This window comes from Streptomyces sp. NPDC048370 (assembly GCF_043200825.1).
In the GTDB taxonomy this organism is placed as follows: Bacteria; Actinomycetota; Actinomycetes; order Streptomycetales; family Streptomycetaceae; genus Streptomyces.
Window position 1 is genome coordinate 16,318 of sequence record NZ_JBICYI010000009.1, and the last position, 25,526, is coordinate 41,843.

The window sequence follows — 25,526 nt, forward strand, 5'->3', positions numbered from 1 at the left end:
GGAGGCGGGGATGACCCGCGCCCTGTTCCCCGCGGAGGCCTTCGCGGAGCTGGCCCGCACCCGCTCCGCCGCTCGTAGCGCCACCCTGCTGCGCTCGGCCCTGCACACGAGGCGCCTGCTGCTGCTCAAGTCCCTGTGGGTGCGGGTCCACCGGGACCGCGAGTCCATGGACCCGGCCGTGTTCCGTCGTTTCGCCGCGTCCTGGCAGCTCCTGGAGCAGGCCGAACGGAGCCACCCCGCCGTCGTACGCGACCTGCTCGACTACCCGACGACCGGCACCTGGCTGGCCGGCGCCCTGATGGAACCGGCCGGGCCGGGCCTCGGCCCGCACCTCTTCCGGCTCGACGTCCTCGCCGTGACGGCCGTCCTGCGCTCCGGCTCGCCCCTCGACGTCACCCTCGACGCCCCGGACGGTCTCCTCTCCCTGCCCGGCGTCGGACAGCTGCGGGCGACGGGGGGCGGCCGGGTACGGTTCCAGGCCCGGTCCCGAACCGTCCGGATCCATACCGAGGGCCACGCGCGCAGAGCCCCCGCCGCCCTGTTCCTCACCGATCGGCGGACCGGCGTGCTGACCGGACGGGGGCCGGGCTGGACCGGACTGCCGGTGCTGAGCGGTTCGGCCGCCCGCCTCGACGACCTGGACCCCTACCGGGTGCCGCCCGGCGGAATCGGCACCCCGCCCCGTGCGGGATCCGAGCACGCGGACACCGACCGGGCGGCCTGGGCCGCCTGCTGGCGCTCCGCCCAGGACCTCCTGACGCGCACCGACCCGGCCCGGGCCGCAGAGGTGCGCCGCGCGGTCCGCGCGCTCGTGCCGCTCGTCCCCCATGGCCCGGGCTCCTCGGGGGCCACGCTGAGCGTCGCCCCCGGAGCCGTGCTGACCTCCCTGCCCTCCGGGGCACAGGACATGGCCGAGACCCTCGTCCACGAGGTCCACCACAGCAAACTGGCCACGCTGCACGAGCTCGTACCGCTGTACCTGCCGGGACGGACGGCCGTGCACCGGGTCGGCTGGCGGTCCGATCCACGGCCCATCGCGGGCGTGCTCCACGGCGCCTACGCGCATCTGGCCCTGACCGACCTGTGGCGGCGCGCGGCCACGGCCGAGCGGGTGTCCGCGCGGTGGCGGACCAGCGCCGGGCAACAGTTCGACCGTATCCACGATGAGGTGGATGAGGCGCTCGCGATCCTGCTTGAATCAGATGAACTGACCAGTGAGGGCCGGGAGTTCGCCCATCAAATGAGGCTGCACCACGCGAGCCTGGGCGCAGCCCGTAGGGCGGCTGGGTAACACTGTGCCGAAGGCACATGACACTGCGTGGCGCGGGAGCGGGACGGGAGACGTACACATGGCGGAACAGCGGTCGGGTGGCGGCGCGGCGGCGGACCACGGGGGAAGAGCGGCGCCGGAGCATGTCCTCGTCGTCTTCCCCGGCTACCACCGCCCGTGGTCGGCCTGGATCAGCCAGCGCCTCGAAGCCCAGGGCGTGCGCACCACGCCGCTGCGCTGGGACCCCCCACGGGAATCGGCCCTCGAGGACTCCCTCGGGGACCTGTTGCTCGCCAGGGGGCAGGTGCTGCTCGTCCTCGACGACTGGTTCTTCCAGCTCGGCCCCCGCGCCGCGGGCGAATGGAACGACGTGCTGCGCGGCTTCGTCGCCGCCAACGCCGACCGGTTCGCCGCCGTCAACCTGACCAACCGCACCCTCCTCCCGGCCACCGCCGTCCTCGAACCGGTCAGCCTCTGGGGCGTCGGCGAGGAGGAGGCGGAGGCGCGGCTGCTCAGCAGGCTCGGCATCGAACCGCGCCGCACACCCGCCCGCCGGGTGCCGCCCGGCTCGATCGTGCGCTACCCGGAGACGCCGCCCGACGTGTGGGGGGACGTTCCGCGCCGCAACCCCCGCTTCACCGGCCGCGACGACCTGCTCACCGAGCTCCAGGAACGGCTCATGGACGCCGAGCGCGGCAGCGCCGCCTGCACCCTGCTCGGCATGTCCGGCATCGGCAAGACCCAGATCGCCGCCGAGTACGCCCACCGCTTCAGCCCCGACTACGACGTCATCTGGTGGGTCAACTCCGACGACCGCAACATCCAGCGCGACCGCTTCGGCGAACTCGCCACCGAACTGCGCCTGCCCACCGGCAACGACCCCGGCGAGCGCATCCGCGCCGTCCGCGAGGCCCTGCGCCGCGGCGACCCGCACACCCGCTGGCTGATCATCTTCGACGGCTGGGACGACACCGACGGCGCCGGCGTGCTGCTGCCCCAAGGCCCCGGCCATGTGCTCATCACCTCCCGCAACCGCGGCTGGGGCGACCACACCGACATCCTCGAAGTCCCCAGCTTCGACCGCGCCGAGTCCACCGCCTACCTCATGCGCCGGGCCCCGCACATCTCGGCGCCCGAGGCCGACGAGGTCGCCGCCGAGTTCGGCGACGTGCCCCTGCCGCTCGTCCAGGCAGCCGCCTGGCTGGGCGAGTCCGGCATGGAGGTTCCCGAGTACCTGCGCATGGTCCGCGACGGGCGGCTCTCCACCGTGGACGAGCCCGCCGGCGACGGCTTCCCCAACGCCTCGCTCACCTCCTGGTCGATACTGATCAACCGGCTCCGACGCGCCCAGCCGCAGGCCATCGACGTCCTCAGCCTGTGCGCCTCCTTCGCCCCCGGCCGCATCCCCCTCGGCATCGTGCGCGCCTATCCACAGGCCGACCTGCCGGAGGACCTCCGCTGGATGGTCACCGACCTCCCGGCCTGGACCAGAGCCCTCGACACCCTCGTCAACTACTCGGTGCTCAGCCGCGAATCACGCGGACCCGTCACCAACGTCGAGGTGGGGCCGCACCAGGAGTCCGTGCACATGCACCGGCTCGTCCACGACATCGTCGCCCGGCTGACCGACGGCGAACACCGCGAGGCCCACCGCAAGGCCGTCCGCACCCTCCTCGCCGAGGCGGACCCCGGCAACCCCATGGACAGCCGGCACTGGCCCCGGTACGCCGAACTCCTTCCGCACCTGGAGCCCTCCGGCGCCCTCTCCAGCCGCAACCCCCGCGTCCAGACCGCCGTGCTCAACTGCCTGCGCTACTGCTTCCGCAGCTCCGAGCACCGAGCCGGGATCCGCCTGGCGGAGAAGATCAGGGAACACTGGTCCACGTTCATGGACCCGGTCAGCCCCGAGATGCTGGAGCTCACCACGCAGGAGAGCTACATCCTGCGCGCCTTCGGCCGGTTCAGGGACGCGTACGAACTCGACATCGCCGTCCGTGACCGGCTGGACGCCGCCGGGACCAGGGACGAGCTCGGCTCCCTCCGCTCCGCCGTCTCCATCGCCAGCGACCTGCGCTTCCTCGGCCAGTACCAGGAATCGGAACGGATCCAGCGCGAGGCGTACCTGGAGGCCCAACGGCTCCTCGGCGAGAACGAGTTCCTCACTCTCGTCGCCGGCCACAACCTCGGCGTCGTGCTGCGCATGCTCGGCCGCTACCGGGAGGCGTACGACCAGGACGTGGCCTCGCTCGCCCGCAGCGAGAGCGTGCTCCGCCCCCGCCACGCACACACCCTCAACACCAGCAACGCCGTCGCCCAGGACCTGCGCCTGCTCGGCAACTACCGCGAGGCGCTCGCCCGCCAGGAGGCCAACGTCCGGGTGCACGTCCAGGTCCTCGGGCCGCAGCACCTGCAGACCCTCTACGCCCGCGCCCAGCTCGCGCTCTGCCGCCGCCGCGAGGGCGGCTTCCAGCAGGACCTCGGCGCCACCATGGCCAGCCTGCTCGAACAGCAGGAGCAGGTGCACGGCCGCTCCCACTACTCCACCCTCTCCTCCATCAACAACTACGCCAACTACCTGCGCGAACACGGCGACCTGGACCACGCCAGGGAGCTCAGCAGCGAGGCCGAGGCCGGCTACCGCGCGCTCCTCGGCCCCGCCCACCCGGTCGCCACCGGCGTCCTCGCCAACACGGCGCTCGTCATGCAGGCCTCCGGCGAACGCGCCGACGCCCTCGCCATGCTGGAGGCCGCGCTCGCCGGCCTGACCGCCTCCCTCGGACCCGACCACCCCTGGGCCCTCGGCTGCGCCCTCAACGCCACCGCGGCCCGCAACTTCAACGGGCGGGTCGCGGACGCCGCCGAACTCAGCCGGGAGACCCTGCGCCGCGCCCGCCACACCCTCGGCAGCGAGCACCCGCTCACCCTGTCCTGCCAGGTCGCCCTCGCCACCGACCTGCGCGGCCTGCGCGAGGTCGAGGAGGCCGGAAAGCTGGAGGAGGACGCCCTGCTCACCCTCACCAGGACCCTCGGCGCCCAACACCCGCACACCCTCTCGGCGCGCCAGCGCAACCGCCCCTACTGGGACTTCGAGGCCAACCTCGGATAGCCCCGGAGAACGCCGGAGGCCCGGCCCCCCTCTCGGGGTGCCGGGCCTCTCGACGTACGCGTACCGGTACGGCAGCGGGTCAGGCGTCGAAGACCTCGTTGACCAGCTGCTGCTGCTCGGCCTGGTGGCGCTTGGCCGAGCCGACCGCCGGGGACGAGGAGTGCGGACGCGAGATCCGGCGCAGGCGCTCGCCGTGCGGGATGTCGGCGCCGACCGCCAGGTCCAGGTGGTCGATCAGGTTCAGTGCGATGAACGGCCACGCACCCTGGTTCGCCGGCTCCTCCTGCGCCCACAGGTACTTCTCGGCGTTCGGGTACTTGGCGATCTCGGCCTGCAGCTCGGCACCCGGCAGCGGGTACAGGCGCTCCAGACGGATGATCGCCGTGTCCGTGACACCGCGCTTCTGCCGCTCGGCCTCCAGGTCGTAGTAGACCTTGCCGGCGCAGAAGACGACCTTGCGGACGTCGGCCGGGTTGACCGTCGCATCGCCGATCACCGGGCGGAAGCCGCCGGTGGTGAACTCCTCCACCTTCGACGCCGCGGCCTTCAGACGCAGCATCGACTTCGGGGTGAAGACGATGAGCGGCTTGTGGTGCGGGTTGTGGACCTGCCAGCGCAGCAGGTGGAAGTAGTTCGACGGCAGGGTCGGCATGGCGATCGTCATGTTGTCCTGCGCGCACATCTGGAGGAAGCGCTCCGGGCGCGCGGACGAGTGGTCCGGGCCCTGGCCCTCGTAGCCGTGCGGCAGGAGCAGCGTGACGCCGGAGGTCTGGCCCCACTTCTGCTCGGCCGAGGAGATGAACTCGTCGACGACGGTCTGCGCGCCGTTGACGAAGTCACCGAACTGGGCCTCCCAGATGACCAGGGAGTCCGGGCGGGCCAGCGAGTAGCCGTACTCGAAGCCCATCGCCGCGTACTCGCTGAGCAGCGAGTCGTAGACGTTGTAGTGGGCCTGGTCCTCGGCCAGGTAGAGCAGCGGGGTGTAGTCCTCGCCGGTCTCCTGGTCCACCAGGACCGCGTGCCGCTGGCCGAAGGTGCCGCGGCGGGAGTCCTGGCCGGACAGCCGGACCGGGGTGCCCTCCATCAGCAGCGAGCCGATGGCGAGGGTCTCGCCGAAGCCCCAGTCGATGGTGCCGTCGTCGATGGAGGCCGCGCGGCGCTGCATCTGCGGCATCAGACGCGGGTGGACCGTGATCCGCTCCGGGATGCTGACCTGAGACTCGGCGATCCGCTTCACGACCTCCTGGGAGACCGCGGTGGTGACGGCGACCGGGAACTCCGGCTGGGGGTCCGGGACGTGCGCAGGGGCCGGCGCCGAGGTGGCCTCGCGGACCTCCGCGAAGACCTTCTCCAGCTGGCCCTGGAAGTCCTGGAGCGCCTGCTCCGCCTCTTCCAGCGTGATGTCGCCGCGACCGATCAGCGACTCGGTGTACAGCTTGCGCACCGAACGCTTCTTGTCGATCAGGTTGTACATCTGCGGGTTGGTGAACTGCGGGTTGTCGCCCTCGTTGTGACCGCGGCGGCGGTAGCAGATGAGGTCGATCACGACGTCCTTGTTGAACGTCTGGCGGAACTCGAAGGCGAGCCGCGCGACGCGGACCACGGCCTCCGGGTCGTCACCGTTCACGTGGAAGATCGGCGCCTCGATCATGCGGGCCACGTCCGTGGCGTACATGGAGGAGCGGGACGACTCGGGAGCCGCCGTGAAGCCGACCTGGTTGTTGATGACGATGTGGACCGTGCCGCCGGTGCGGTAGCCGCGCAGCTGCGACATGTTCAGCGTCTCGGCGACGACACCCTGGCCGGCGAAGGCCGCGTCCCCGTGCAGGGCGACGGGCAGGACGGTGAAGTCCGTGCCGCCCTTGTTGATGACGTCCTGCTTGGCGCGGACGACACCCTCCAGGACCGGGTCGACCGCCTCCAGGTGCGAGGGGTTGGCGGCGAGCGAGACCTTGATCTGCTCGCCGTCCAGGCCGGTGAAGGTGCCCTGGGCGCCCAGGTGGTACTTCACGTCGCCGGAGCCGTGCATCGACTTCGGGTCGAGGTTGCCCTCGAACTCGCGGAAGATCTGCGCGTACGACTTGCCCACGATGTTCGCGAGGACGTTCAGACGGCCGCGGTGGGCCATGCCGATGACGACCTCGTCCAGGCGGGACTCGGCGGCGGAGTCGATGACCGCGTCGAGCAGCGGGATGACGGACTCGCCGCCCTCCAGGGAGAACCGCTTCTGACCGACGTACTTGGTCTGCAGGAAGGTCTCGAACGCCTCGGCCGCGTTCAGGCGGCGCAGGATCCGCAGCTGCTCCTCGCGCTCCGGCTTGGAGTGCGAGCGCTCGACGCGGTCCTGGATCCACTTGCGCTGCTTCGGGTCCTGGATGTGCATGAACTCGACGCCGGTGGTGCGGCAGTACGAGTCGCGCAGCACGCCGAGGATGTCGCGGAGCTTCATCATGGACTTGCCCGCGAAGCCACCGACCGCGAACTCGCGCTCCAGGTCCCAGAGCGTCAGTCCGTGTTCGGTGATGTCCAGGTCGGGGTGCTTGCGCTGGCGGTACTCCAGCGGGTCGGTGTCGGCCATGACGTGGCCGCGGACCCGGTAGGAGTGGATCAGCTCGAAGACGCGCGCGGCCTTGGTGACGTCGTCGTCGTGCGAGGCGTCGATGTCCTTGAGCCAGCGGACCGGCTCGTAGGGGATGCGCAGGGCCTTGAAGATGTCGTCGTAGAAGCCCTCCTCGCCGAGGAGGTAGTTCGCGACGACGCGCAGGAACTCGCCGGAGGCGGCGCCCTGGATGACGCGGTGGTCGTACGTCGAGGTCAGCGTCATGACCTTGGAGATGCCCAGCTTGTTCAGGGTGTCCTGGGAGGTGCCCTGGAACTCGGCCGGGTAGTCCATCGAGCCGACGCCCATGATCACGGACTGTCCGGGCATCAGGCGCGGCACGGAGTGGACGGTGCCGAGGCCGCCGGGGTTGGTCAGCGAGACCGTGACGCCGGTGAAGTCCTCCATCGTCAGCTTGCCGACGCGGGCGCGCTTGACGATGTCCTCGTAGGCCTGCCAGAACTCGAAGAAGTTCAGCGTCTCGGCCTTCTTGATGCCGGCGACGACGAGCTGGCGGTCACCGTTCGGCTTCACCAGGTCGATGGCGAGGCCGAAGTTCACGTGCTCCGGCTTGACCAGCGTCGGCTTGCCGTCCTTCTCCGCGAAGGAGTAGTTCATCGACGGCATGGCCTTGATCGCCTGCACCATCGCGTAGCCGATGAGGTGCGTGAAGGAGATCTTCCCGCCCCGGGCGCGCTTCAGGTGGTTGTTGATCACGATCCGGTTGTCGAAGAGCAGCTTCACCGGGACGGCGCGGACGGACGTGGCCGTCGGCACCTCCAGCGAGGCGTTCATGTTCTTCGCGACGGCGGCGGCGGGGCCGCGCAGCGTGATCAGCTCGGGCCCTGCGGGCGCCTCGGCCGCCGGGGCGGCGGGCGCGGGCTTCGCGGCGGCCGGGGCGGCCTTCGCCGGGGCCGGAGCCGCGGCGGCAGGAGCCGGGGCGGCGGCGGGCTTGGCGGGGGCCGGAGCAGCGGCGGCCGGGGCCGGAGCGGCCGCGGCGGGGGCGGCCTTGACCGGTGCCGGAGCGGCGGGCGCGGCAGGTGCGGCCTGTGCGGGGCTCACCTGCGGCGCGGCGGCCGGGGTCTCCGTGGCGCCGGGCTTGTAGTCGGCGAAGAAGTCCCACCAGGCACGATCGACCGAATTCGGGTCCTGGAGGTACTGCTGGTAGATCTCGTCGACGAGCCACTCATTGGCGCCGAAGGCGGTCGCAGGGTTCTGACCCTGCCCGTCTTGGCCGGTGGAGGTACTCGGGGAACTGGGGGACTGAGACGACACGGCGGTAACCGCCCTCTTCCGCTTCACAAGGTGATGGACAGCGGAAATAAAGGCTACGCCTCCCTGGCCGACAGGTGCAGGCCGGGCACTCCCAACGTCGCGCAAGTCACACTTGACGCGGCGTTTCAGGGCAGGGAATGGCGGGAAACAAGCGTGGTTCTGCCCTCTCGCGGGTACGAGAGAACGGGGTTGCCGCCCCTGAGGCATGCATCCCTGACCACGTCCTGATCGTGTCCTGTTCATGTACACGCAGAACATGTGCTTCCAGTTCGACCCTACGTCAATCGCGCGCCGGAAGACTTCCCGGAAGAGTGACCTGGATTCGGCAGCCACGTGACGATTCGGCCACACCGATCTCGCCGCCGTGCAGATCGACGGCCCAGCGGGCGATCGCGAGGCCCAGACCCGTACCGCCGTCGCTGCCGGGACCGGCCTGGGCCGGCACCTGTCCCCGGTTGAAACGCTCGAAGACCGTGTGCCGCAGCGCCTCAGGGATGCCGGGACCCTCGTCCTCGACCTCCAGGGCCAGCGAGTCCGGCCAGTCCCCGCGCCGCGCCCGTACGGTCACGCGGCCGTGCGGCGGCGAGTGCTTCACCGCGTTGTCGATCAGGTTCGCCATCACCTGGTGCAGCCGCTCCGCGTCCGCGTGGGCGGTCAGCTCGGGCGGTGAGACGTCGAGGTGCAGATGGACGTCCGTGCGGTTGTGCAGGCCGGACGTGGAGGACAGGCCGCGCTGGGACGCGGCCAGATTGGCCTCGCGGAGCACGCCCGAGAGGTACGGCCAGACCTCGAAGCGCCGTGCCTTGAGCGTGACGACACCGTTGTCAAGACGTGACAGGTCGAGCAGGGTCTCCACCAGCCGGCCGAGCCGCTCGGTCTGCTTCAGGGCCGTCCGCATCGTCTCCGGGTCGGCCTCCGAGACCCCGTCGACGACGTTCTCCAGGACCGCGCGGAGCGCCGCGATGGGGGTGCGCAGCTCGTGCGAGACGTTCGCGACCAGCTCCTTGCGGTGCCGGTCGACGGACTCCAGGTCGTCCGCCATGCGGTTGATCGTCGAGGCCAGGTCGCCCAGCTCGTCGCGGCGGTCCGCGCCGCGCACCCGGCGGCTGAAGTCCCCGCGCGAGATCGACCCGGCCACCGTGTTCATCTCGTCGAGCGGCGCCGTGAGGGACTGCGCCACGAACTGGGTGATCAGCAGCGTCGCGATCATCGCGAAGATCGTGATGTACCGGAACTCGGTGGAGGTCCGGATCGCCACCAGCGCGAGCCCCGAGGTCAGCAGGACCGCCCCGACGACCAGCGTGCCCAGCTTGGTCTTGATCGAGATCACGATCCGGCGCCTCCTCCGGGGCTCGGGGCGCTGCCCCCGGCGGCTCATGACGCCGGCGTCTCCAGCGCGTACCCGACACCGTGGACCGTACGGATCCGCTCCGCCCCGATCTTCCGGCGCAGCGCCTTGATGTGGCTGTCCACCGTCCGAGTGCCGGAGGCGTCTGCCCAGTCCCAGACCTCGGCGAGCAGCTGCTCGCGCGAGAGGACCGCGCGGGGGGTGTTCGCCAGGCAGACCAGCAGGTCGAACTCGGTCGGCGTCAGATGGACGTCGTCGTTCCTGACCCGGACCCGGCGCTGCGCGTGGTCGATCTCCAGCTCGCCGAGGCGCAGGATCCCGCTCCGCGGCGTGACGGCCGCCAGCGCGGCCCGCTCCACCCGGCGCAGCAGGACGTGCACGCGCGCGGCCAGCTCACGCATGGAGAACGGCTTGGTCATGTAGTCGTCGGCGCCGACGCCGAGCCCGACCAGCATGTCCGTCTCGTCGTCCCGCGCGGTCAGCATCAGGACCGGCACCGGGCGCTGCGCCTGGACGCGGCGGCAGACCTCCAGGCCGTCGAAACCGGGCAGCATCACGTCGAGGACCATCAGGTCGGGCTGCCAGGCCTCGGCCGCGTCGACGGCCGCGGGGCCGTCGGTCGCCGTCTGGACGAGGAATCCTTCCGCCCGCAGCCTCGCGGAGATCGCATCCACGATCGTCGTGTCGTCCTCGACGACCAGCACCCGCCGCTGCGCACCCGGAGTGGCCGCCGCACCGTGGTGAGTGGTGTGTGTCTGCTCCATTGCCCCGCCTCGCATCGCTGGTGTCGGCCAGCAGCCTAGAGGCACCGGCGGCATCCCGGCTACGCAGGCCGGACGGCGAGGTGCACCACGTCAGGGACGCCCCGGGCAACGGGGACCTCTTCCGTCCGTACCCCGCTGAATCCGGCATTCCGCAAGGACTCTTCGAAATCGGCGGACGGTCGGGCCGACCAGACGGCGAGGATTCCGCCCGGATTCAGGCGCCTGGCGCAGGCCGCCAACCCCCCGGCGGAGTAAAGGTTTTGGTTGTCCTCGGTGACGGTCCAGTCGGGCCCGTTGTCGATGTCCAGGCAGAGCGCGTCGTACGTGTCGGGGGACTCGTGGACGTACGCCACCAGGTCCGTGTGAAGGATCACGTTGCGCGGATCGGCCAGAGCGGTGCCCGAGATCGCGGCGAGGGGGCCTTCGCGGTGCCAGTCGATGATCGCCTGCTCGCGCTCGACCACCGCGATCCGGCCCCAGCGGGGGTCCGCGGAGGCGTGCGCCAGGGAGAAGCCGACGCCGAGGCCGCCGATGAGGACGGAGGCTCCGGGGCGCCCGCCGAGGGCGTCCATCGCGGCGTCGATCAGCAGCCGCTCCGAGCGTCCGTCGGAGGTGTCCATCAGGAAGGTGCCGTTGGCGATGATCTCCAAGTGCTCGTCGCGCCGCCGCAGTACGACTTCTCCGTACGGTCCCTCGCGGCGGTCGATCGTGACGGGGCTGGACATGTTCGCGCACTCCCGGTCTCGGCGGACTGCTGTCCCGGCCATCCTTGCGGCGCGGGGAGGGCCGGGACAAACGCGATACGGATGCGGGGGCGAGATTCGGTCCGGGGCCGGGGCCCCCCACGGGCCGGCCCCGGACCGGGGTGCGGGGCCGGTCAGGAACCCCGCGGTCAGGGAGATCGGATCCGATGGATCGGATGTTGGATCCAAGATCCGATCTGTTGGATCCGATCTGTCGGATCCAATGTGTCGGGCCGATGGGTTGGATCCGATGGCTGGGATCCGGCGCGTTGGATCCCAGCCACCGGATCCCGGCTCAGATGGCCAGGCCGTGGCCGTGGGGGAAGACCGGGTCCTTCGTGTCGTTCGGGACGTCCGGGCGGGCCGCCTCCACCGCCGCCATCGAGCGCGGCAGCTCGAAGGGCAGCCGGCCCTCCGCCTTCGCCCGGCCGAAGGCGACGTCGAGGAGGGCCTCGTCGCTCGCGCCGTAGTCGGCGATCAGGGCCGCCGCCCGCTCGGCGATCTCCGGCAGGACGGCGGGGCGCTCCAGGTTGACGCAGACGACCGTCGGGACGGTCGCGAGCAGCGCGAGGATCCCGGTCAGCTCGGGCTCCGCGAAGGCGAGGGAGCCGGAGTGGAAGAAGGACTCGAAGCGGTTCGGCCGCTCCTCGTACGGGGTGCGCAGCCGCAGCACCGCCAGGTCCGCCTCCGCCGGGGTGGCCACGACGTCCCCGTACACCGCCGCGACCGCCGGGTCGACGTTCTCGACGTACAGCTTCGGGCGCCCGGTGAGCGGCAGCGGTCCGTCGGTGAGGACGGTCAGCGAGCGGCGCTGGGCCGCCGCGCCCGCCGCCGTGAAGTCGGCGCGGCCGACGGTCTCGGCGGCCTCGTCCGGGTCGACGTACCGGCGTTCGTCGAAGAGCCCGAGCACGAACTTCTCGCGCAGCAGTCGCCGTACGGAGGCGTCGACGCGCGCCTCGGAGATCCGGCCGGACTCGACCAGCTCCACGATCACCTCGGGGCACTGCTCGCCGCCGAACTGGTCCGAGCCCGCGTCCAGCGACTTCGCCGCCCGCTCCGCCACGCTCAGGTGCTCCACACCCCAGGCCCGCGCCACGTGCGTCTCGCCGAAGATCGAGGCGTCCGTGAGCAGCCCCCAGTCGGTGCAGACGATGCCGGTGAAGCCGAGCTCCTCCCGCAGCAGCCCGGTGACCACGCCCTTGTTGAAGCCGAAGCCGACCTCTTCCCAGTCGGTGCCGATGGGCTGGCCGTAGTACGGCATCATCTGCGAGCAGCCGGCGGCGATGGCCGCCTTGAAGGGCTCCAGGTGGTGCTCCCGCATCCCGCCCGGGTAGATCTGCTCCTTGCCGTGCGGGAAGTGCGGGTCCTCGCCGTCCTTCTGCGGTCCGCCGCCGGGGAAGTGCTTGACCATGGCCGCCACCGAGTCGCGTCCCAGCTCCTCGCCCTGGAGGCCGCGGACGTACGCCTGGACGAGTTCGCCGGTCAGCTTCGCGTCCGAGCCGAAGGTGCCGGACTGGCGGGCCCAGCGCGGCTCGGTGGCGAGGTCGATCTGCGGGTGGAGGGCTGTACGGAAGCCGACGGAGAGGTACTCGCGACGGACGGTGTCGGCGAAGCGGAACACGAGCTCCGGGTCGGCGATCGCGGCGAGCCCCAGCGCCTCGGGCCAGGCGGAGAACGCGCCGGCGTTGAACGAGGCGCCGATGTTGTCGGTGAAGGCGTGGCGCGGGTCGGTGGAGAGCGAGACCGGGATGCCGAGCCGGGTGTGCGCGGCCATCTCCTGGATCGCGTTGTGCCAGAGGGCCATCTCGCGGGCGCCGTAGGTGCCGAGCAGGTTGAAGTGCGTGAGGTGGCGGCCCTCGATCAGCTCCGGAGTGGTGAACGGCAGCATCGAGCCGTCGGTCTCGGTGACCGGGGTGCCGTCCGCGTTCATCATCAGCATCGAGTGGAAGAGCTGGCCCGCCTTCTCCTCCAGTGTCATCCGGGAGAGCAGGTCCTCGACGCGGTCGGCGACGGGCTGGCTGGCGTCCTGGTAGGGGTGCATGTCGGAGCTCCTGAGGGCTCTCCGTCGTACGGGCCGAGCGCGTCGCCGGCCTTGGCGCCCTCAGGCTAAGCGCGAAAACCGAGTGGGTACTAGGTTTTGTGCTTGTGTCCTGGATCACGGGACGGAAGTCTCATTCCGGGCACCACCTAAGCTGGGCCCCATGCCGGAGAACCAGGGCCCGACGAACCGTAGAAGCGCAGGCAGGGGCAGCTACGCGGTGGGGGACGAGCGCCGTCGGAAGATCCTCGACACCGCCGTCGAGCACTTCGGGCAGTGGGGCTTCCACGCCTCCTCGCTCGCCCGGATCGCCAACGACTGCGGCATCACCCAGGGCGGACTGCTGCACCACTTCCGCAGCAAGGAGGACCTCCTGCTCTCGGTCCTCGCACAGAGCGAGCAGCACGACGTCGAGCGCCTCTTCGCCCGCGAACCGGAGTCGTACGCCGCCTACCTGGAGACCGTCGGCGCCCTCGTCGAGGAGAACACCCGGCGCCCCGGCATCGTGCGCATGTTCAACGTCCTGGCCGGGGAGTCGGGCAACGTCGGCCACCCCGCGCACGGCTACTTCAAGGAGCGGTACGCGCGCGTGCTGCGCCACACCGTCGACCTGATGGAGGCGGCGGTACGGCGCGGGGAGCTGCGCGAGGGCATCGACTGCCGGGCCGCCGGGCAGGAGCAGCTGGCCGTGATGGACGGCCTGCAGCTCCAGTGGGCGCTCGACCCGGGATCGATGGACATGCCCGCGCGCGTACGGGCCTTCCTGGGCCGCCAGTACAGGGAGCTCTCGACGGCCGGCTAGGGCTGCTGCCGGGTCACCCGTTCCGTACGGGAGGGCGGGCGCCGCGCCACGCGTAGAGCGCCGCGCCCCCGGCGAACGCCCCCGCCGCCATCGCCCACGCGCCCGGCTGCGGGCCCGGCTGCATCGGCCAGCCCCACAGCGCCGCGGCGCCGCCCGGCGCGGCGGGCGCCGCGATATAGACCGTTCCGATGTACGCCGTCATCGGCAGCCAGCTCTGCCGGGCGCCGATCAGCGCCGCCGCCGCGGCCGTCACGCCCACCGAGCCCAGGGTGTTGCGGACGATCGCCTGCCCTCCGAACAGCTCCGGGCGGCCCGGCACCGCGAGCGCGAGGGCGGCCACGGCCAGGGCGGTCAGGGCGAGCAGGTGCGCGGTACGGCGCCCGGGCCACGGCCGGGTCGCCGTACGGTCCAGCTCCTCGCTCGCCGCGTACAGGCTCGTGCCGATCACCGAAGCGGCGAGCAGCGGGGCGAGGGCGACGACCGGCACGCGGGCGGCGTGGTCGAGGCCCGGCTGGGACTGCAGCCAGGACGCGGACCAGGCGGCCGCCGCGGCCGTGCCGAGCAGGGCCGCGACCGTGCCGGGGAGCGCCCGCGAACGGACGTACAGGGAGAGACCGGCGCCGCGGCCCGGGAGGAGGGCGCTCACGGGATCGGCACCTCCTCGGGGCGGCAGCCGTCCGCCGCCATGTAGCGGGCGAGGTAGTCCCGTTGGGCGGCGGGCGACTTGGCGTGCAGGGCGTCGAGGTACCGCTGCCCGGCCGGGCCGAGGGGGATGCCGTAGTTCTCCGGCGTCGGCGCCAGCCACTCGGACACGGCGAGATGGACCTCGCCGAGCCGCTCCACGCCCGGTCCGGAGAAGTCCTCGGAGAGACAGGTCTCCGAGAACAGGTGCTGGACCGCCGAGTTGAGGTACAGGTCGGGGCGGGACAGCTCGCCCCTGACCGCGTCCAGGTCCGGGTTCGGGAGCGTCGTGTCACCGGGCCCCAGGGCGCCAGGACCGCCGACCCAGCGGGCCGGCGCGCCCGGCAGCCCGCGCAGCCGCTCGTTGAACGGCGCGAGAGCCCGGGAGATGTCCGGCAGGAGGGCGCGGTCGACGTCGGGCATGCAGACCTGCGGCGTGCCCTCGTCGCAGACCAGCCGCGCGGCCGCCGGATCGGGGCGCCACGGGCCGTCGATCGGTAGACGGACGATCGGCACGGCGGCGGCCACCGCGGCGGCGAGCGGAAGGAGCGCGAGCAGCCGGAGCCGGGCGGTGCCCGCCGCGTACGCGAGCAGAGCGGCGAGGGCGAGACCGGCGGACCAGAGGGTCCAGGCCGGCGCGAACCACCACACCGGCCTGTCCCAGACGTAGAAGTGCTCGACGGCCGGATTGAGCCAGAAACCGATCGTGTAGGTGCGGGAGGCCGCCCCGAACACCACGTAGCCGCAGACCGCGAGCAGCGGCGCCGTCAGACGCCACCGCACCAGACGTCCGACGAGATGGCCGAGCGTGCCGAGCGCGGCCAGGGTGACGGCGTCGGCGGCGACGAGTTCGAGGAACGGACGCGGGCCACCACCGACGTACGGCCAGGTGGCGAGCAGGCACACGGCGGCGGCGGACAGGTACCCGGCGACCGGCCACAGCGCCGTCGGCGCGACGGCGAGGAAGGCACGGCGCAGGGGGCTCCGCGGCACGGAGGACAGGAGTTCCAGCGTGCCGCTCCGCCGGTCCCGCCCGCCCTGCCAGCAGCCGAGGGCGAGCACGAGGGGGCCCACGAGCAGTCCGGTGACGATGTGCAGCATGTCGGTCGTGTCGGTCCAGCGCGACTGCCAGCCGGGTGCCTTGGCGTACATCGTCACGAGGGTCGTGACCGCGACGGCGGCGCCCGACCAGGGCCCGATCCCGCGTCGCAGCTCGGTCCGGAGGACGGACGTACGGGGTGGGGCGGCGGCCTCTCGGCGCGGTGCGGCGGTGGCCCGTGTGTCGGTGGCGGTCATCGGAGGCCCTCCGAGACGGCGTCCGACGGTCGGCGGTGGGCGCGGAGCGCCTGCGTGTAGCCGCGCTCGATCGCGTTGGCCGAGTCCCCGGCGAGTCCCGGGTCGGGCGACTCCCCACCCAGGGCGGTGAGTTCGGCGGTCGTACCCCGGAAGGCGACGCGGCCCGACTCGATCAGCGTGACCTCCGTGCAGGCCGCCGCCACGTCCTCCACCAGGTGGGTGGAGACGATCACCGTGGACGAGGCGCCGATCTCCTTGAGGAGCGTCCGGAACTCGACCCGCTGCTCGGGGTCGAGGCCCGCCGTCGGCTCGTCGAGGAGGAGCAACTCCGGTTCGTTCACGATCGCCTGGGCGATCCCGGCCCGCCGGACCATGCCCCCGGACAGGGTCTTCAGCCGGGCGTCGATGCGGTCGGCCAGCCCCACCCGCTCCACGGCGCGCTCCACGGCGTCGGCGGCGCGGTCCGCGGGCATCTCCTTGAGCCAGGCCACGTACGCCACGAACTCACGGACCGTGAAGCCCGGGTAGAACCCGAACTCCTGCGGCAGGTAGCCCAGTCGGCGACGGATCTCCGACCGCTCGCGGTGCGCCCCGGCGTCCCGGCCCAGGAGCTCCACCCGACCGTCCGACGGGGCGGCCACGGTCGCGAGGACCCGGATCAGGGAGGTCTTCCCGGCACCGTTCGGGCCGAGGAGGCCGTGGACACCGGGGGCGAGGGTCAGGTCGAGGCGGTCGAGCGCGACGGTCCTGCGGTGCCGGACGGTCAGGCCCGTCACCGCGACGGTGGTGGTCGGCGCGCCAGGCGCGCGGTGGGTGGGGTGCGTGGTCCGGGTGGTCACCGGGTCTCCAAGTGGTCGAAGGAACGGCGCCGCAGGGCCAACAGACCCGCACACGCGACGGCGGCGGCGGCCCAACCGCCCTGAGCGGCCGGGCCCGAGAGGAGGCGGGCCAGCTCGGCCGCGGCCCCCGGCTGCCCGAGCACAGGACCGGTCACCGCGAGCAGCCAGCCGCCCATGAGCGTCAGCGCGGCCGCCCGGCACCCCACGAACGAACCGAGGGCCAGGGCCGCAAGGGTCAGCGCGAGCCCGGGCAGCAGCCAGGCGGCGGCGCCCGGCACACCGGTGACCGGCGGCAGCAGGGCCCCGGCCGAGGTCAGTACCGGCACACACACGCCGAGTACCGCCGCGGCCCGGGTGAGCAGCAGACGCAGCCCGCCGGAGGGCGTCGCCACCCCGATCTCGTACATCGGGTCGGCGTGACGTCCGTACGAGACGGCCACCCCGGCGAGCGGCAGCACCGGGGCGAGGGCGAGCAGCATCGGGCGCGCCTCCTGGAATCCCGCGCCGTACGCGAGCCCCACCGCGGCGGCGACCACGACGAGCACCGCCACCAGCCACGCCCCCCGCAGCGCGGGTCCCGCGGCCCAGAGGATCCGCGCCCAGCGGGACGCGGGCGAGAGCGCGGGACGGGGCCGCAGGCCCACCCGTCGGGGCGGGGCTGCCGCCGTCTCCGCGCGCACGGTGTCCAGGAGCGCCGCCCGGACGTCCGCGAGGACCGGGCCCGAGCCCCCCGCGCGGACCGCCGCCGAGACGCGGGCGGCGCAGCCGCCGCACACCTCGACGTGCTTCTCCACGGACCAGGCGTCCGGCTCGGGCGCCGAACCCGACGCATAGCGGGCGGCCAGCGCATCGCTCACGTGCCACGGCGCGGTCATGCGGTGCCTCCCAGGGGGTGCGGGCCGAGGGCGGCGCGCAGCTCGCGCCGGGCCCGTAGCGCTCGGGTCTTCACGGTGCCCTCCGGTATCCCGAGCAGCCGGGCCGTCTCGCGGGTGGTCAGACCGTCGACGACGGTGGCCCGCAGCACCTCGCGCAGCTCGGGCGAGATCCGGTCGAGGGCGGCGCCGACGTCTCCGTATTCCAGACCCGCGAGGACCCGGTCCTCCGCCGAGGGGGCGGGGGTGATCGGTTCCGGTGCGGCGCGCTCGGCACGGGCCCGGACGCGCTGGGCGTCGACCAGGCGGCGCGCGGCCACGACCCAGAGCCAGCCGCCCGCCTCGCCCCGGCCCCGGTGGGACCCGGCGGAGCGCCAGACCGTGACGAAGGTGTCCTGGAGGACCTCCCGTACGGTCTCCTCGTCCGGGCACCGCCGGGCCAGCCGGGCGTGCAGCCACCCCGCGTGCCGGTCGTACAGCACGGCCAGCGCCTCGGCGTCACCCCGGGCGACCGCGCGCAACAGCGCGGAGTCGTCCCGCTCTTCTCCCCGTTCGGGGCGCAACAGTCTCACGCCCCTCTATCGCTCGGCGGACGGCCGACGGTTCACGCGGCGTCAGGGACGTGGCCAAGAGCCCTGGTCAGGAGCTTAGGGGCCCGGGGCGGAGCCCCGAGTCAGGGGGCCGGGTCAGGGGCTGGTCGGCGGGCCGCCGTCGGGCAGGGCCTCGAAGACGCGCTGGAGTGCCGGCGGGCGCTCGCCGTCCCCGGCGACCACGACGCGGTACCGGTGGGTGAAGACGTACTGGAAGCCGTCCGGCACCGGCTGACCGGTCGGACGCGCGGGTACCTTCGCGTACGCCGGGTCCTCCAACGCCGCGCGCAGTTCGGCCACTTCGGCGGGAGTCATCTTGCCGCTGCGCGGGGACTCCGTGCCGGAGCGGGTGGTGTAGCTGCCGTCGTAGTGGACGATCAGCTGGTTGCGGACGCCGGCCAGGCCGCCGTTGACGTTCACCTCGACGAGGACCTCGTGGGGGCCGGGCTCGTGGTCGTTCTTCACGGTTCCGTCCGACCCGGTGGGGACCGGCGGCGCGGGGACGGTACCGGGGGCGGTCGGTGCCGTTCCGGTCGGGGCCGGCTTCGAGCTCCCGTCCTGGGTCACGACGGGCGCCGACGGGGTGTCCTGGTCGCCGCATCCGGCCACGGTCAGCAAGGTGACCAGTGCGGCCGACGCGGCCCATGTCGTTCTCCTGCGCACCATGGTCCCGAGCATGCCCTCACCCGATCCGATTGACCAGGGCGGCGTGCAGGGCGTCGAGGCGGGGGCCGTGCGGCCCGCCGCGTACGGCCAGGTCGACGGCGTCGACGCAGGCCCGGCACCGTTCGAGATGGGCCTCGGCGTGGCCGAGGAGCTCGGGGGAGAGCTCCCCACGGGCGTACGCCTCCACCCAGTGCGCCGGGAGGTGCCGGGTGGGGACGGGCGTCATGGGGGGAGAGAGCTCGGCCATGCGGGGGCTGCTTTCGCTGCTGGGGGTGGGGGTGGGGGTGGGGGTGGGTGTGGGTGTGGCGCCGGCTGTGGTGGGGGAGTGGGGGTTACGGGCGGGGGCGGGGGACCCGGTCGCGGTCATGGGCACCTCCTTCGCCGGGGGCGCGCGGTACGCCGTCCGGGCGCCGCGCCTCGTCCTGGGCCACGATCCATTCGCGCAGCCGGGCGCAGCCCCGGGCGGCGCGGGCCTTGACCGTGCCCTCGGGGACGGCGAGGCGCTCGGCGGTCTCGCGGACGCTGTAGTGCTGGAGGTAGCGCAGCTCGATGACCTCGCGCTGCGGGGCGGGGAGCCCGGCGAGCGCGAAGGCTATGGCCGCGTAGCGGGGCGAGGAGGCGAGCAGGCAGTCTTCGGCGGAGGGTGCCGTTCCCGCGGAGGCGGGGGTGTGCTCGCGGGCCCGGTCGGCGAGGGCGCGCTGACGTCCCGCGGCCCGTTCGAGGTCGACGGCCCTGCAGTGCGCTATCCGCCGCAGCCAGGCGGTGACGCTGCCCTCGTGGAATCCGGACGCGCTCTTCCACACCGTCAGGAACGTCTCCTGGACGGCGTCCTCGACGGTCTGGGCGGGGAAGCCGCGGTTGAGGAGATGGGCGAAGAGGGGGCCCGCGTGCCGGGCGAACAGCCGGGACAGCGCGTCCTTGTCGCCGTCGGCGACGGCGTGGACGAGGTGCCCGTCGCACGCGTCGCCCTCGCCGACCGGCCGCGCGGGCCTGCCACCGGCCGGCCTGGCACCGGCAGGCCTGGCACCGGCAGGTCCGCCGTCGGCCGGTCCGGCGCCTGACGGTCCGTCCTCGGCCCCGCCCCCGGCGGCCCCGTCATCGGTGCACTGCCCGCACCCGGGAAAGCTCGTCGTCACGACCTCTGAACGCGGGGGAGGGGTGCGGAGGTTGCAATTCCGCGCCCTCGTTTTCCGGGCGGGCTCCGGCGGGCCCCGGCGGGCTCCGGCGGGCCCCGGCGGGGGGCGCGGTCCGGACCGCGGCCTTACCCGGCGTCCCGCACGATCCCCGTCAGCGGGCACTCGTAGCGCCAGTCCAGGCTGTCGTAGAGGGCCAGGCCGTCGCGGGTGGCCGAGAGGACGCCCGTGGTCGCGCCCGTCTGGGCGGCGGCCGCCTCCAGGGTGCGCATCACGTTCGCGCCGAGGCCGCGGCGGCGGTGCTCGGGGTGGGTCTCGATCTGGTCGGCGACGGCCGTGACCCCCGCCGGGGCCATCTGGCCGCGCGCGGCGAGCGTGCCGTCCGGGGCCACGATCCGGACCCGGATCACCCCGTCCCGCGTCTCCGTCGTCCGCGCGTACCCCTCCGGCGCCGGCGGGCGGGCCCCCGGGTCCAGGGTCTTGGTCATCATGTAGCCGGGGTCGTCGGGGACGGTCCACCCCGGGGTGATCCACCCGGCCGCCTCCTCGGGACCGGCCATGATCTTCAGCCACGCGCCCGGTACGTCGATCTCCTCGCAGAGCTTCCCCACGGACACCGCGTCCGGCGCGGGCAGGACGTGCCGGAAGACGTGCGTCGGCAGGCCGACGTCGATCCGCCAGCCCCAGGGCTCGACGACGGCGGGCGGAGTGCCCCGCGAGACGGTCCAGCCCGCCACCCAGGCGGAAGTAAGAGGCGTAGTGTCCATGGAGGCATTACACCGTCGCCACTCCGCCCCGCACCAGAGTGATCGCTCAGAGCGAACGTCCCCCGGGGAACATCCACGGGCTCACGTGCATTGAGTCCACATAGCTCAACTTGACTGCCGAAGGGGAGATCATGGCTTCGACGTCCTCACCGCTCACTCTGCCTGTGCTGCCGCTCGACGACGAGGTCGTGCTGCCCGGAATGGTGGTGCCGCTGGACCTGTCCGACACCGACGTACGCGCCGCGGTCGAGGCCGCCCAGGCCGCCGCCCGCTCCGGAAGCGGCACCGGCAAGCCCAAGGTGCTGCTGGTGCCCCGCGTCGACGGTACGTACGCCGGGACCGGCGTCCTCGGCACCGTCGAGCAGGTCGGCAGGCTGTCCGACGGCGACCCCGGCGCCCTCATCCGCGGCCTCGGCCGCGTCAAGATCGGCGCGGGTACGACCGGCCCCGGCGCCGCCCTCTGGGTCGAGGGCAGCGTCGTCGAGGAGACCGTGCCCGAGCCGCTGCCCGGCTCCGTGGCCGAGCTGGTCAAGGAGTACAAGGCGCTGGCCACCAGCTGGCTGAAGAAGCGCGGCGCCTGGCAGGTCGTGGACCGCGTCCAGCAGATCGACGGCGTCTCCGCGCTCGCCGACAACTCCGGCTACTCGCCCTTCCTCACCGTCGAGCAGAAGGTCGAACTCCTGGAGACCGCCGACCCGGTCGCCCGCCTCAAGCTCGCCACCGCCCAGCTCCGCGAGCACCTCGCCGAGCAGGACGTGGCCGAGTCCATCGCGAAGGACGTCCAGGAGGGCGTCGACAAGCAGCAGCGCGAGTTCCTGCTCCGGCGCCAGCTGGACGCCGTACGCAAGGAGCTGCGCGACCTCAACGGCGAGACGGACGGCGACGAGTCCGACGACTACCGGACCCGCGTCGAGGCCGCCGACCTGCCCGAGAACGTGCGCGAGGCGGCCCTCAAGGAGGTCGAGAAGCTGGAGCGGTCCAGCGACCAGTCCCCCGAGGGCTCCTGGATCCGCACCTGGCTCGACACCGTCCTCGAACTGCCGTGGAACGAACGAACCGATGACGACGCGACCCAGTACGACATCCAGGGCGCCAAGGCGATCCTCGACGCCGAGCACGCGGGCCTGGAGGACGTGAAGGAGCGCATCACCGAGTACCTGGCGGTACGCAAGCGGCGCGCCGAGCGCGGTCTCGGCGTGGTCGGCGGCCGGCGCGGCGGCGCCGTCCTCGCCCTCGTCGGCCCGCCCGGCGTCGGCAAGACCTCCCTCGGCGAGTCGGTCGCGCACGCGATGGGGCGGAAGTTCGTCCGGGTCGCGCTCGGCGGCGTACGGGACGAGGCGGAGATCCGCGGCCACCGGCGTACGTACGTCGGCGCGCTCCCCGGCCGGATCGTCCGCGCCATCAAGGAGGCCGGGTCGATGAACCCGGTGGTCCTGCTCGACGAGATCGACAAGGTCGGCTCGGACTACCGGGGCGACCCGGCGGCCGCGCTCCTGGAAGTTCTGGACCCGGCGCAGAACCACACCTTCCGCGACCACTACCTGGAGGTCGAACTCGACCTCTCCGACGTCGTGTTCCTCGCGACGGCGAACGTCCTGGAGGCGATCCCGGAGGCGCTGCTCGACCGGATGGAGCTGGTCAGGCTCGACGGGTACACGGAGGACGAGAAGGTCGTCATCGCCCGCGACCACCTGCTGCCCCGGCAGCTGGAGCGCGCGGGCCTTGAGCCGGGCGAGGTGGTCCTGGAGGACGCGTCGCTGCGGAAGCTGGCGGGCGAGTACACCCGGGAGGCGGGCGTACGGAACCTGGAGCGGTCCATCGCGCGGCTGCTGCGGAAGGTCGCGGCCCAGCACGAACTGGGCGACCGCGAGCTGCCGTTCGCGGTCGGAGTGGACGATCTGCGCGGGCTGATCGGACGGCCGCACCACATCCCGGAGTCCGCGCAGGACCCGGCCGAGCGCCGTACGTCCGTACCGGGCGTGGCGACCGGACTCGCCGTCACGGGCGCGGGCGGTGACGTCCTCTTCGTGGAGGCCTCGCTCGCCGACCCCGAGACGGGCGCGGCGGGGCTGACCCTGACGGGTCAGCTGGGCGACGTGATGAAGGAGTCCGCGCAGATCGCGCTCTCCTTCCTGCGGTCGCACGGCGCGGAACTGGAGCTGTCCGTGAGCGGTCTGAAGGACCGGGGCGTGCACATCCACTTCCCGGCGGGCGCGGTCCCGAAGGACGGCCCGAGCGCGGGCATCACGATGACGACGGCGCTCGCGTCGCTGCTCTCCGGCCGGCTGGTCAGGACGGACGTGGCGATGACCGGTGAGGTGTCGCTGACCGGGCGCGTCCTGCCGATCGGCGGCCTGAAGCAGAAGCTGCTCGCGGCCCACCGGGCGGGCATCACGACGGTCGTGATCCCGAAGCGGAACGAGGCGGACCTGGACGACGTCCCGGCCGAGATCCTGGAGAAGCTGGAGGTCCACCCGGTGACGGACGTCCGCCAGGTCCTGGAGATCGCCCTCGCCCCGGCGGCGGTGAGGGTCGGCGCGGCGGCGTGAGCCGGTAGGTCCCCCTGTGGAGCGGGGCGCCCCTTTCGTGGGGGCGCCCCGCTCCGCGTCATGGCGTCCGTTCGGGCGGCCCGGCGTACACGGCGAGTGCCCTCGCTGTCCTGGAACGCGGCAGGCCGGACTCGCGGCATGCCTCTACCGTCGACGCCCCCGACCTGGTGGCCCAGGAGATCTACCTGGGAGAGATCACCGGCGCGAGCGCCGACGAGATCACTCCGCTCTGAAAAAGGGGGACCGCCCGGGAACCGGCGTCCCTATTCTGATCATGGAACAAGGGGGGAGCGGGGGAAGAGGAAGCCGCCCAAGGCCCCTAGGGCCTGTCCGGCGGATCGTGGCCGGAGCCCGCACCCGCTCCACACACCGTTGACCCGAGGAGAACCCGCCATGCCCCCACTGCCGCCCCTCGCCGCCCAGGCGGAGCACCTCGTCGAGCTCGGGGTGCACGAGCTCGCGGGGATGTCCGCCGACGAGCTGCGTGACTTCGCGCGAGAGGCCGGGGGCGAGCGCACCGACGTGCTGCTCGCCGTCCACCCGGACCGCGCACCCGCCTCCGCGCTCGCGCCGCTGCTCCGCCGGGCGGACAAGCCCGGGTTCGTCGTCGTCGACATGCCCGACGTCGACGACTTCGTCCCGTACGACATCGAGCTGCCCGACGCGCCGCTCTACCTCGTCGCCGGGATCGACCGCGGCGACCGCATGTCCAACTGGAGCCCGGAGGAGGCGCTGCCCGCGCTCACCAAGGAGGAGCGGACCCCGCTGGTGCTCAGCGAGGGCATCCACTGGGTGCTCCAGGAGCCCGAGGCCCTGGAGCGGAACCGCTGCTTCATGACCATCGGCTCCCGGCTCCGCAAGGCCAACGGCGCCCTGGACGCCCGTACTCCGGCGATCTGGATCAGCAACGGCACCGGGCGCGACGGCCGCGAGCGGCGCGACGCGCCCAAGGTCGGCTGGTGCTGGTGGGGCAACCGCCACACCTGGCTCGGCTTCGGCTCCACCACGGGCCGGAGCGCTTAACCCCCTGCTGTAACGGCGTGGGGGGGGGGGGGGGGGGGGCGGGGGGGGGGGGGCGCCCCCCCCCCCCCCCCCCCCCCCCCCCCCCCGCCACCAGGCCGCTACGACGCGTTCCGCCGCCGCGTCAGGAGCAGGCTGCCCGCGCCGAAGGCCGCGAGGGCGCCGGCGCCCGCGAGGGCCAGGGGGAGCGGGGAGGACTCGGTTCGCGCCGCGTCCGAGGAGAGGGCCGGGGCGTGCTCGTCGCCGCCGTGGCCCGCGTGGCTCACCGTGGACCGGTCGGCGCCCGCGGCGATCTTCGCCTCGCTCGGCGCCGAGGCCGCCGAGGCCACCGTGGTCGTCCCCCCGAAGGTGACGTCCGAGCAGCTGTAGAAGGCCTCCGGGCTGTCGCTGCGCTGCCAGACCTTGTAGACGATGTGACGGCCGGTCCGCGCGGGCAGGTTGCCGGTGAAGTTGTAGTAACCCTCCGCCGAGGTACGCGGGGTGGCGTAGGTGGCCACCGGGGTCGCGTCCAGGTCCGACCACTTCAGCGGCTGGGTCGGGTCGAAGCCCGGCTTGGTGATGTAGACCGTCATCGTGCCCTGGTGCGGCGCGGTGACCCGGACCTTGAAGTCGAAGGAGCCCGCGGAGACCGCCGTCGCGGGCCAGTCCGTCCGGGCCCAGTCGAGCGCCCGGTACTTCTCGCGGTTGGCCGAACAGAGCTTGCCGTCCGGGATGACCACCTGGTGCCGGCCGTCCGCGTTGGCGATGTTCACCTCGTTCCAGTCGTAGAGCGGCTGGGTGCCGGAGTCGGCGACCAGGTCCTTGCACACCTGCGACTTCGGCGTCTCCGGGCCCTCCGCGTAACAGGCCGCCACCCGGCTGACCGGGTTGAACACCGCGCCGTGCGCACCGGCGACGGACGGGGTCAGGGGGATCAGGGCGGCGGCGGACAGGGTGACGGCTGCGGCGGTGCGGCGGATCGGCGGCATGCGGGGCTCTCTCTCGTGCGTGGGGGAGGACGGGACGAGCAACGAGCGGAACGCGTACGGGAGTTGGGGAGGGGCCGTACGCGCCCGTCCGAGCCTCGCATTGGTCCATACCAATCGGCAAGAGGGTGGAGCGAGAAAGGCGAAGGCGGCCCTCCGAACGCGCCGCCGCGCGCCGGAGGGCCGCCGCCGTGCGGGTGCTC

At 72.9% G+C, this 25,526-nt stretch carries 20 protein-coding genes; 5 read left to right on the forward strand and 15 right to left on the reverse strand.

Features of this window, described 5'->3' with window-relative positions; all coding sequences use genetic code 11:
• The first annotated feature begins 10 nt into the window (after positions 1-10).
• On the forward strand, positions 11-1,291 hold the full coding sequence (locus ACGFYP_RS20300) for an HEXXH motif domain-containing protein (RefSeq protein ID WP_393495142.1): 1,281 nt from the start codon (positions 11-13) through the stop codon (positions 1,289-1,291).
• Positions 1,292-1,349: 58 nt separating this feature from the next.
• Positions 1,350-4,376 (forward strand): FxSxx-COOH system tetratricopeptide repeat protein, encoded by a 3,027-nt coding sequence (fxsT, locus tag ACGFYP_RS20305; protein WP_393495145.1) that lies wholly within the window; start codon positions 1,350-1,352, stop codon positions 4,374-4,376.
• A gap of 79 nt (positions 4,377-4,455) precedes the next feature.
• Here the strand turns inward: fxsT and ACGFYP_RS20310 are convergent, their stop codons facing one another.
• The 5 genes from ACGFYP_RS20310 to ACGFYP_RS20330 form a co-directional block, all read right to left on the reverse strand.
• A complete protein-coding gene (locus tag ACGFYP_RS20310) occupies positions 4,456-8,250 on the reverse strand; it encodes a multifunctional oxoglutarate decarboxylase/oxoglutarate dehydrogenase thiamine pyrophosphate-binding subunit/dihydrolipoyllysine-residue succinyltransferase subunit (RefSeq protein WP_393495148.1) in 3,795 nt (1,264 codons plus the stop codon).
• A 280-nt stretch (positions 8,251-8,530) separates the two neighbouring features.
• On the reverse strand, positions 8,531-9,628 hold the full coding sequence (locus ACGFYP_RS20315) for an ATP-binding protein (protein ID WP_393495152.1): 1,098 nt from the start codon (positions 9,626-9,628) through the stop codon (positions 8,531-8,533).
• Entirely contained in the window at positions 9,625-10,362 is a 738-nt protein-coding gene (locus ACGFYP_RS20320) for a response regulator transcription factor (protein ID WP_315891128.1), read from the reverse strand. The genes ACGFYP_RS20315 and ACGFYP_RS20320 overlap by 4 nt, the downstream gene beginning before the upstream one ends.
• Before the next feature lie 59 nt (positions 10,363-10,421).
• Positions 10,422-11,087: a spermidine synthase gene (locus tag ACGFYP_RS20325; protein WP_393495156.1), complete on the reverse strand. Its 666-nt coding sequence runs from the start codon at positions 11,085-11,087 to the stop codon at positions 10,422-10,424.
• A gap of 313 nt (positions 11,088-11,400) precedes the next feature.
• A complete protein-coding gene (locus ACGFYP_RS20330) occupies positions 11,401-13,146 on the reverse strand; it encodes a glycoside hydrolase family 3 protein (RefSeq protein WP_393495159.1) in 1,746 nt (581 codons plus the stop codon).
• Positions 13,147-13,306: 160 nt separating this feature from the next.
• Here ACGFYP_RS20330 and ACGFYP_RS20335 point away from each other — a divergent pair, with 160 nt between their 5' ends.
• Positions 13,307-13,945, forward strand: a complete 639-nt coding sequence (locus ACGFYP_RS20335) for a TetR/AcrR family transcriptional regulator (protein ID WP_393495163.1) — start codon at positions 13,307-13,309, stop codon at positions 13,943-13,945.
• Positions 13,946-13,958: 13 nt separating this feature from the next.
• Here the strand turns inward: ACGFYP_RS20335 and ACGFYP_RS20340 are convergent, their stop codons facing one another.
• From ACGFYP_RS20340 to ACGFYP_RS20380, 9 genes are all read right to left on the reverse strand, one after another.
• Entirely contained in the window at positions 13,959-14,591 is a 633-nt protein-coding gene (locus tag ACGFYP_RS20340; protein WP_393495166.1) for a hypothetical protein, read from the reverse strand.
• On the reverse strand, positions 14,588-15,922 hold the full coding sequence (locus ACGFYP_RS20345; RefSeq protein ID WP_393495169.1) for a hypothetical protein: 1,335 nt from the start codon (positions 15,920-15,922) through the stop codon (positions 14,588-14,590). Before ACGFYP_RS20345 ends, ACGFYP_RS20340 begins: the two co-directional genes overlap by 4 nt.
• Complete coding sequence (locus tag ACGFYP_RS20350; RefSeq protein WP_393495757.1) at positions 15,919-16,698, reverse strand: ABC transporter ATP-binding protein; 780 nt, start codon at positions 16,696-16,698, stop codon at positions 15,919-15,921. The genes ACGFYP_RS20345 and ACGFYP_RS20350 overlap by 4 nt, the downstream gene beginning before the upstream one ends.
• 59 nt (positions 16,699-16,757) lie before the next feature.
• Positions 16,758-17,636, reverse strand: a complete 879-nt coding sequence (locus ACGFYP_RS20355; protein ID WP_393495172.1) for a zf-HC2 domain-containing protein — start codon at positions 17,634-17,636, stop codon at positions 16,758-16,760.
• Positions 17,633-18,205, reverse strand: a complete 573-nt coding sequence (locus ACGFYP_RS20360) for an RNA polymerase sigma factor (RefSeq protein WP_393495175.1) — start codon at positions 18,203-18,205, stop codon at positions 17,633-17,635. The genes ACGFYP_RS20355 and ACGFYP_RS20360 overlap by 4 nt, the downstream gene beginning before the upstream one ends.
• Positions 18,206-18,319: 114 nt before the next feature.
• Positions 18,320-18,889, reverse strand: a complete 570-nt coding sequence (locus ACGFYP_RS20365; protein ID WP_393495178.1) for a hypothetical protein — start codon at positions 18,887-18,889, stop codon at positions 18,320-18,322.
• 16 nt (positions 18,890-18,905) lie between these two features.
• Positions 18,906-19,256, reverse strand: coding sequence for a hypothetical protein (locus ACGFYP_RS20370; RefSeq protein WP_393495181.1), 351 nt, complete (start codon positions 19,254-19,256; stop codon positions 18,906-18,908).
• On the reverse strand, positions 19,222-20,025 hold the full coding sequence (locus tag ACGFYP_RS20375) for an RNA polymerase sigma factor (protein ID WP_393495184.1): 804 nt from the start codon (positions 20,023-20,025) through the stop codon (positions 19,222-19,224). The genes ACGFYP_RS20370 and ACGFYP_RS20375 overlap by 35 nt, the downstream gene beginning before the upstream one ends.
• Positions 20,026-20,150: 125 nt before the next feature.
• On the reverse strand, positions 20,151-20,789 hold the full coding sequence (locus ACGFYP_RS20380; protein WP_393495187.1) for a GNAT family N-acetyltransferase: 639 nt from the start codon (positions 20,787-20,789) through the stop codon (positions 20,151-20,153).
• Positions 20,790-20,920: 131 nt separating this feature from the next.
• Here ACGFYP_RS20380 and lon point away from each other — a divergent pair, with 131 nt between their 5' ends.
• Together lon and ACGFYP_RS20390 are read left to right on the forward strand one after the other, a co-directional pair.
• Positions 20,921-23,338, forward strand: a complete 2,418-nt coding sequence (lon, locus tag ACGFYP_RS20385; RefSeq protein WP_393495190.1) for an endopeptidase La — start codon at positions 20,921-20,923, stop codon at positions 23,336-23,338.
• Positions 23,339-23,731: 393 nt separating this feature from the next.
• Positions 23,732-24,361 carry a DUF5701 family protein gene (locus ACGFYP_RS20390; RefSeq protein ID WP_393495193.1) on the forward strand — a complete coding sequence of 210 codons (630 nt, stop codon included), beginning with the start codon at positions 23,732-23,734 and terminating at the stop codon, positions 24,359-24,361.
• A 98-nt stretch (positions 24,362-24,459) separates the two neighbouring features.
• Here the strand turns inward: ACGFYP_RS20390 and ACGFYP_RS20395 are convergent, their stop codons facing one another.
• Entirely contained in the window at positions 24,460-25,326 is an 867-nt protein-coding gene (locus tag ACGFYP_RS20395; RefSeq protein ID WP_393495196.1) for a lytic polysaccharide monooxygenase, read from the reverse strand.
• Between the last annotated feature and the right edge of the window lie 200 nt (positions 25,327-25,526).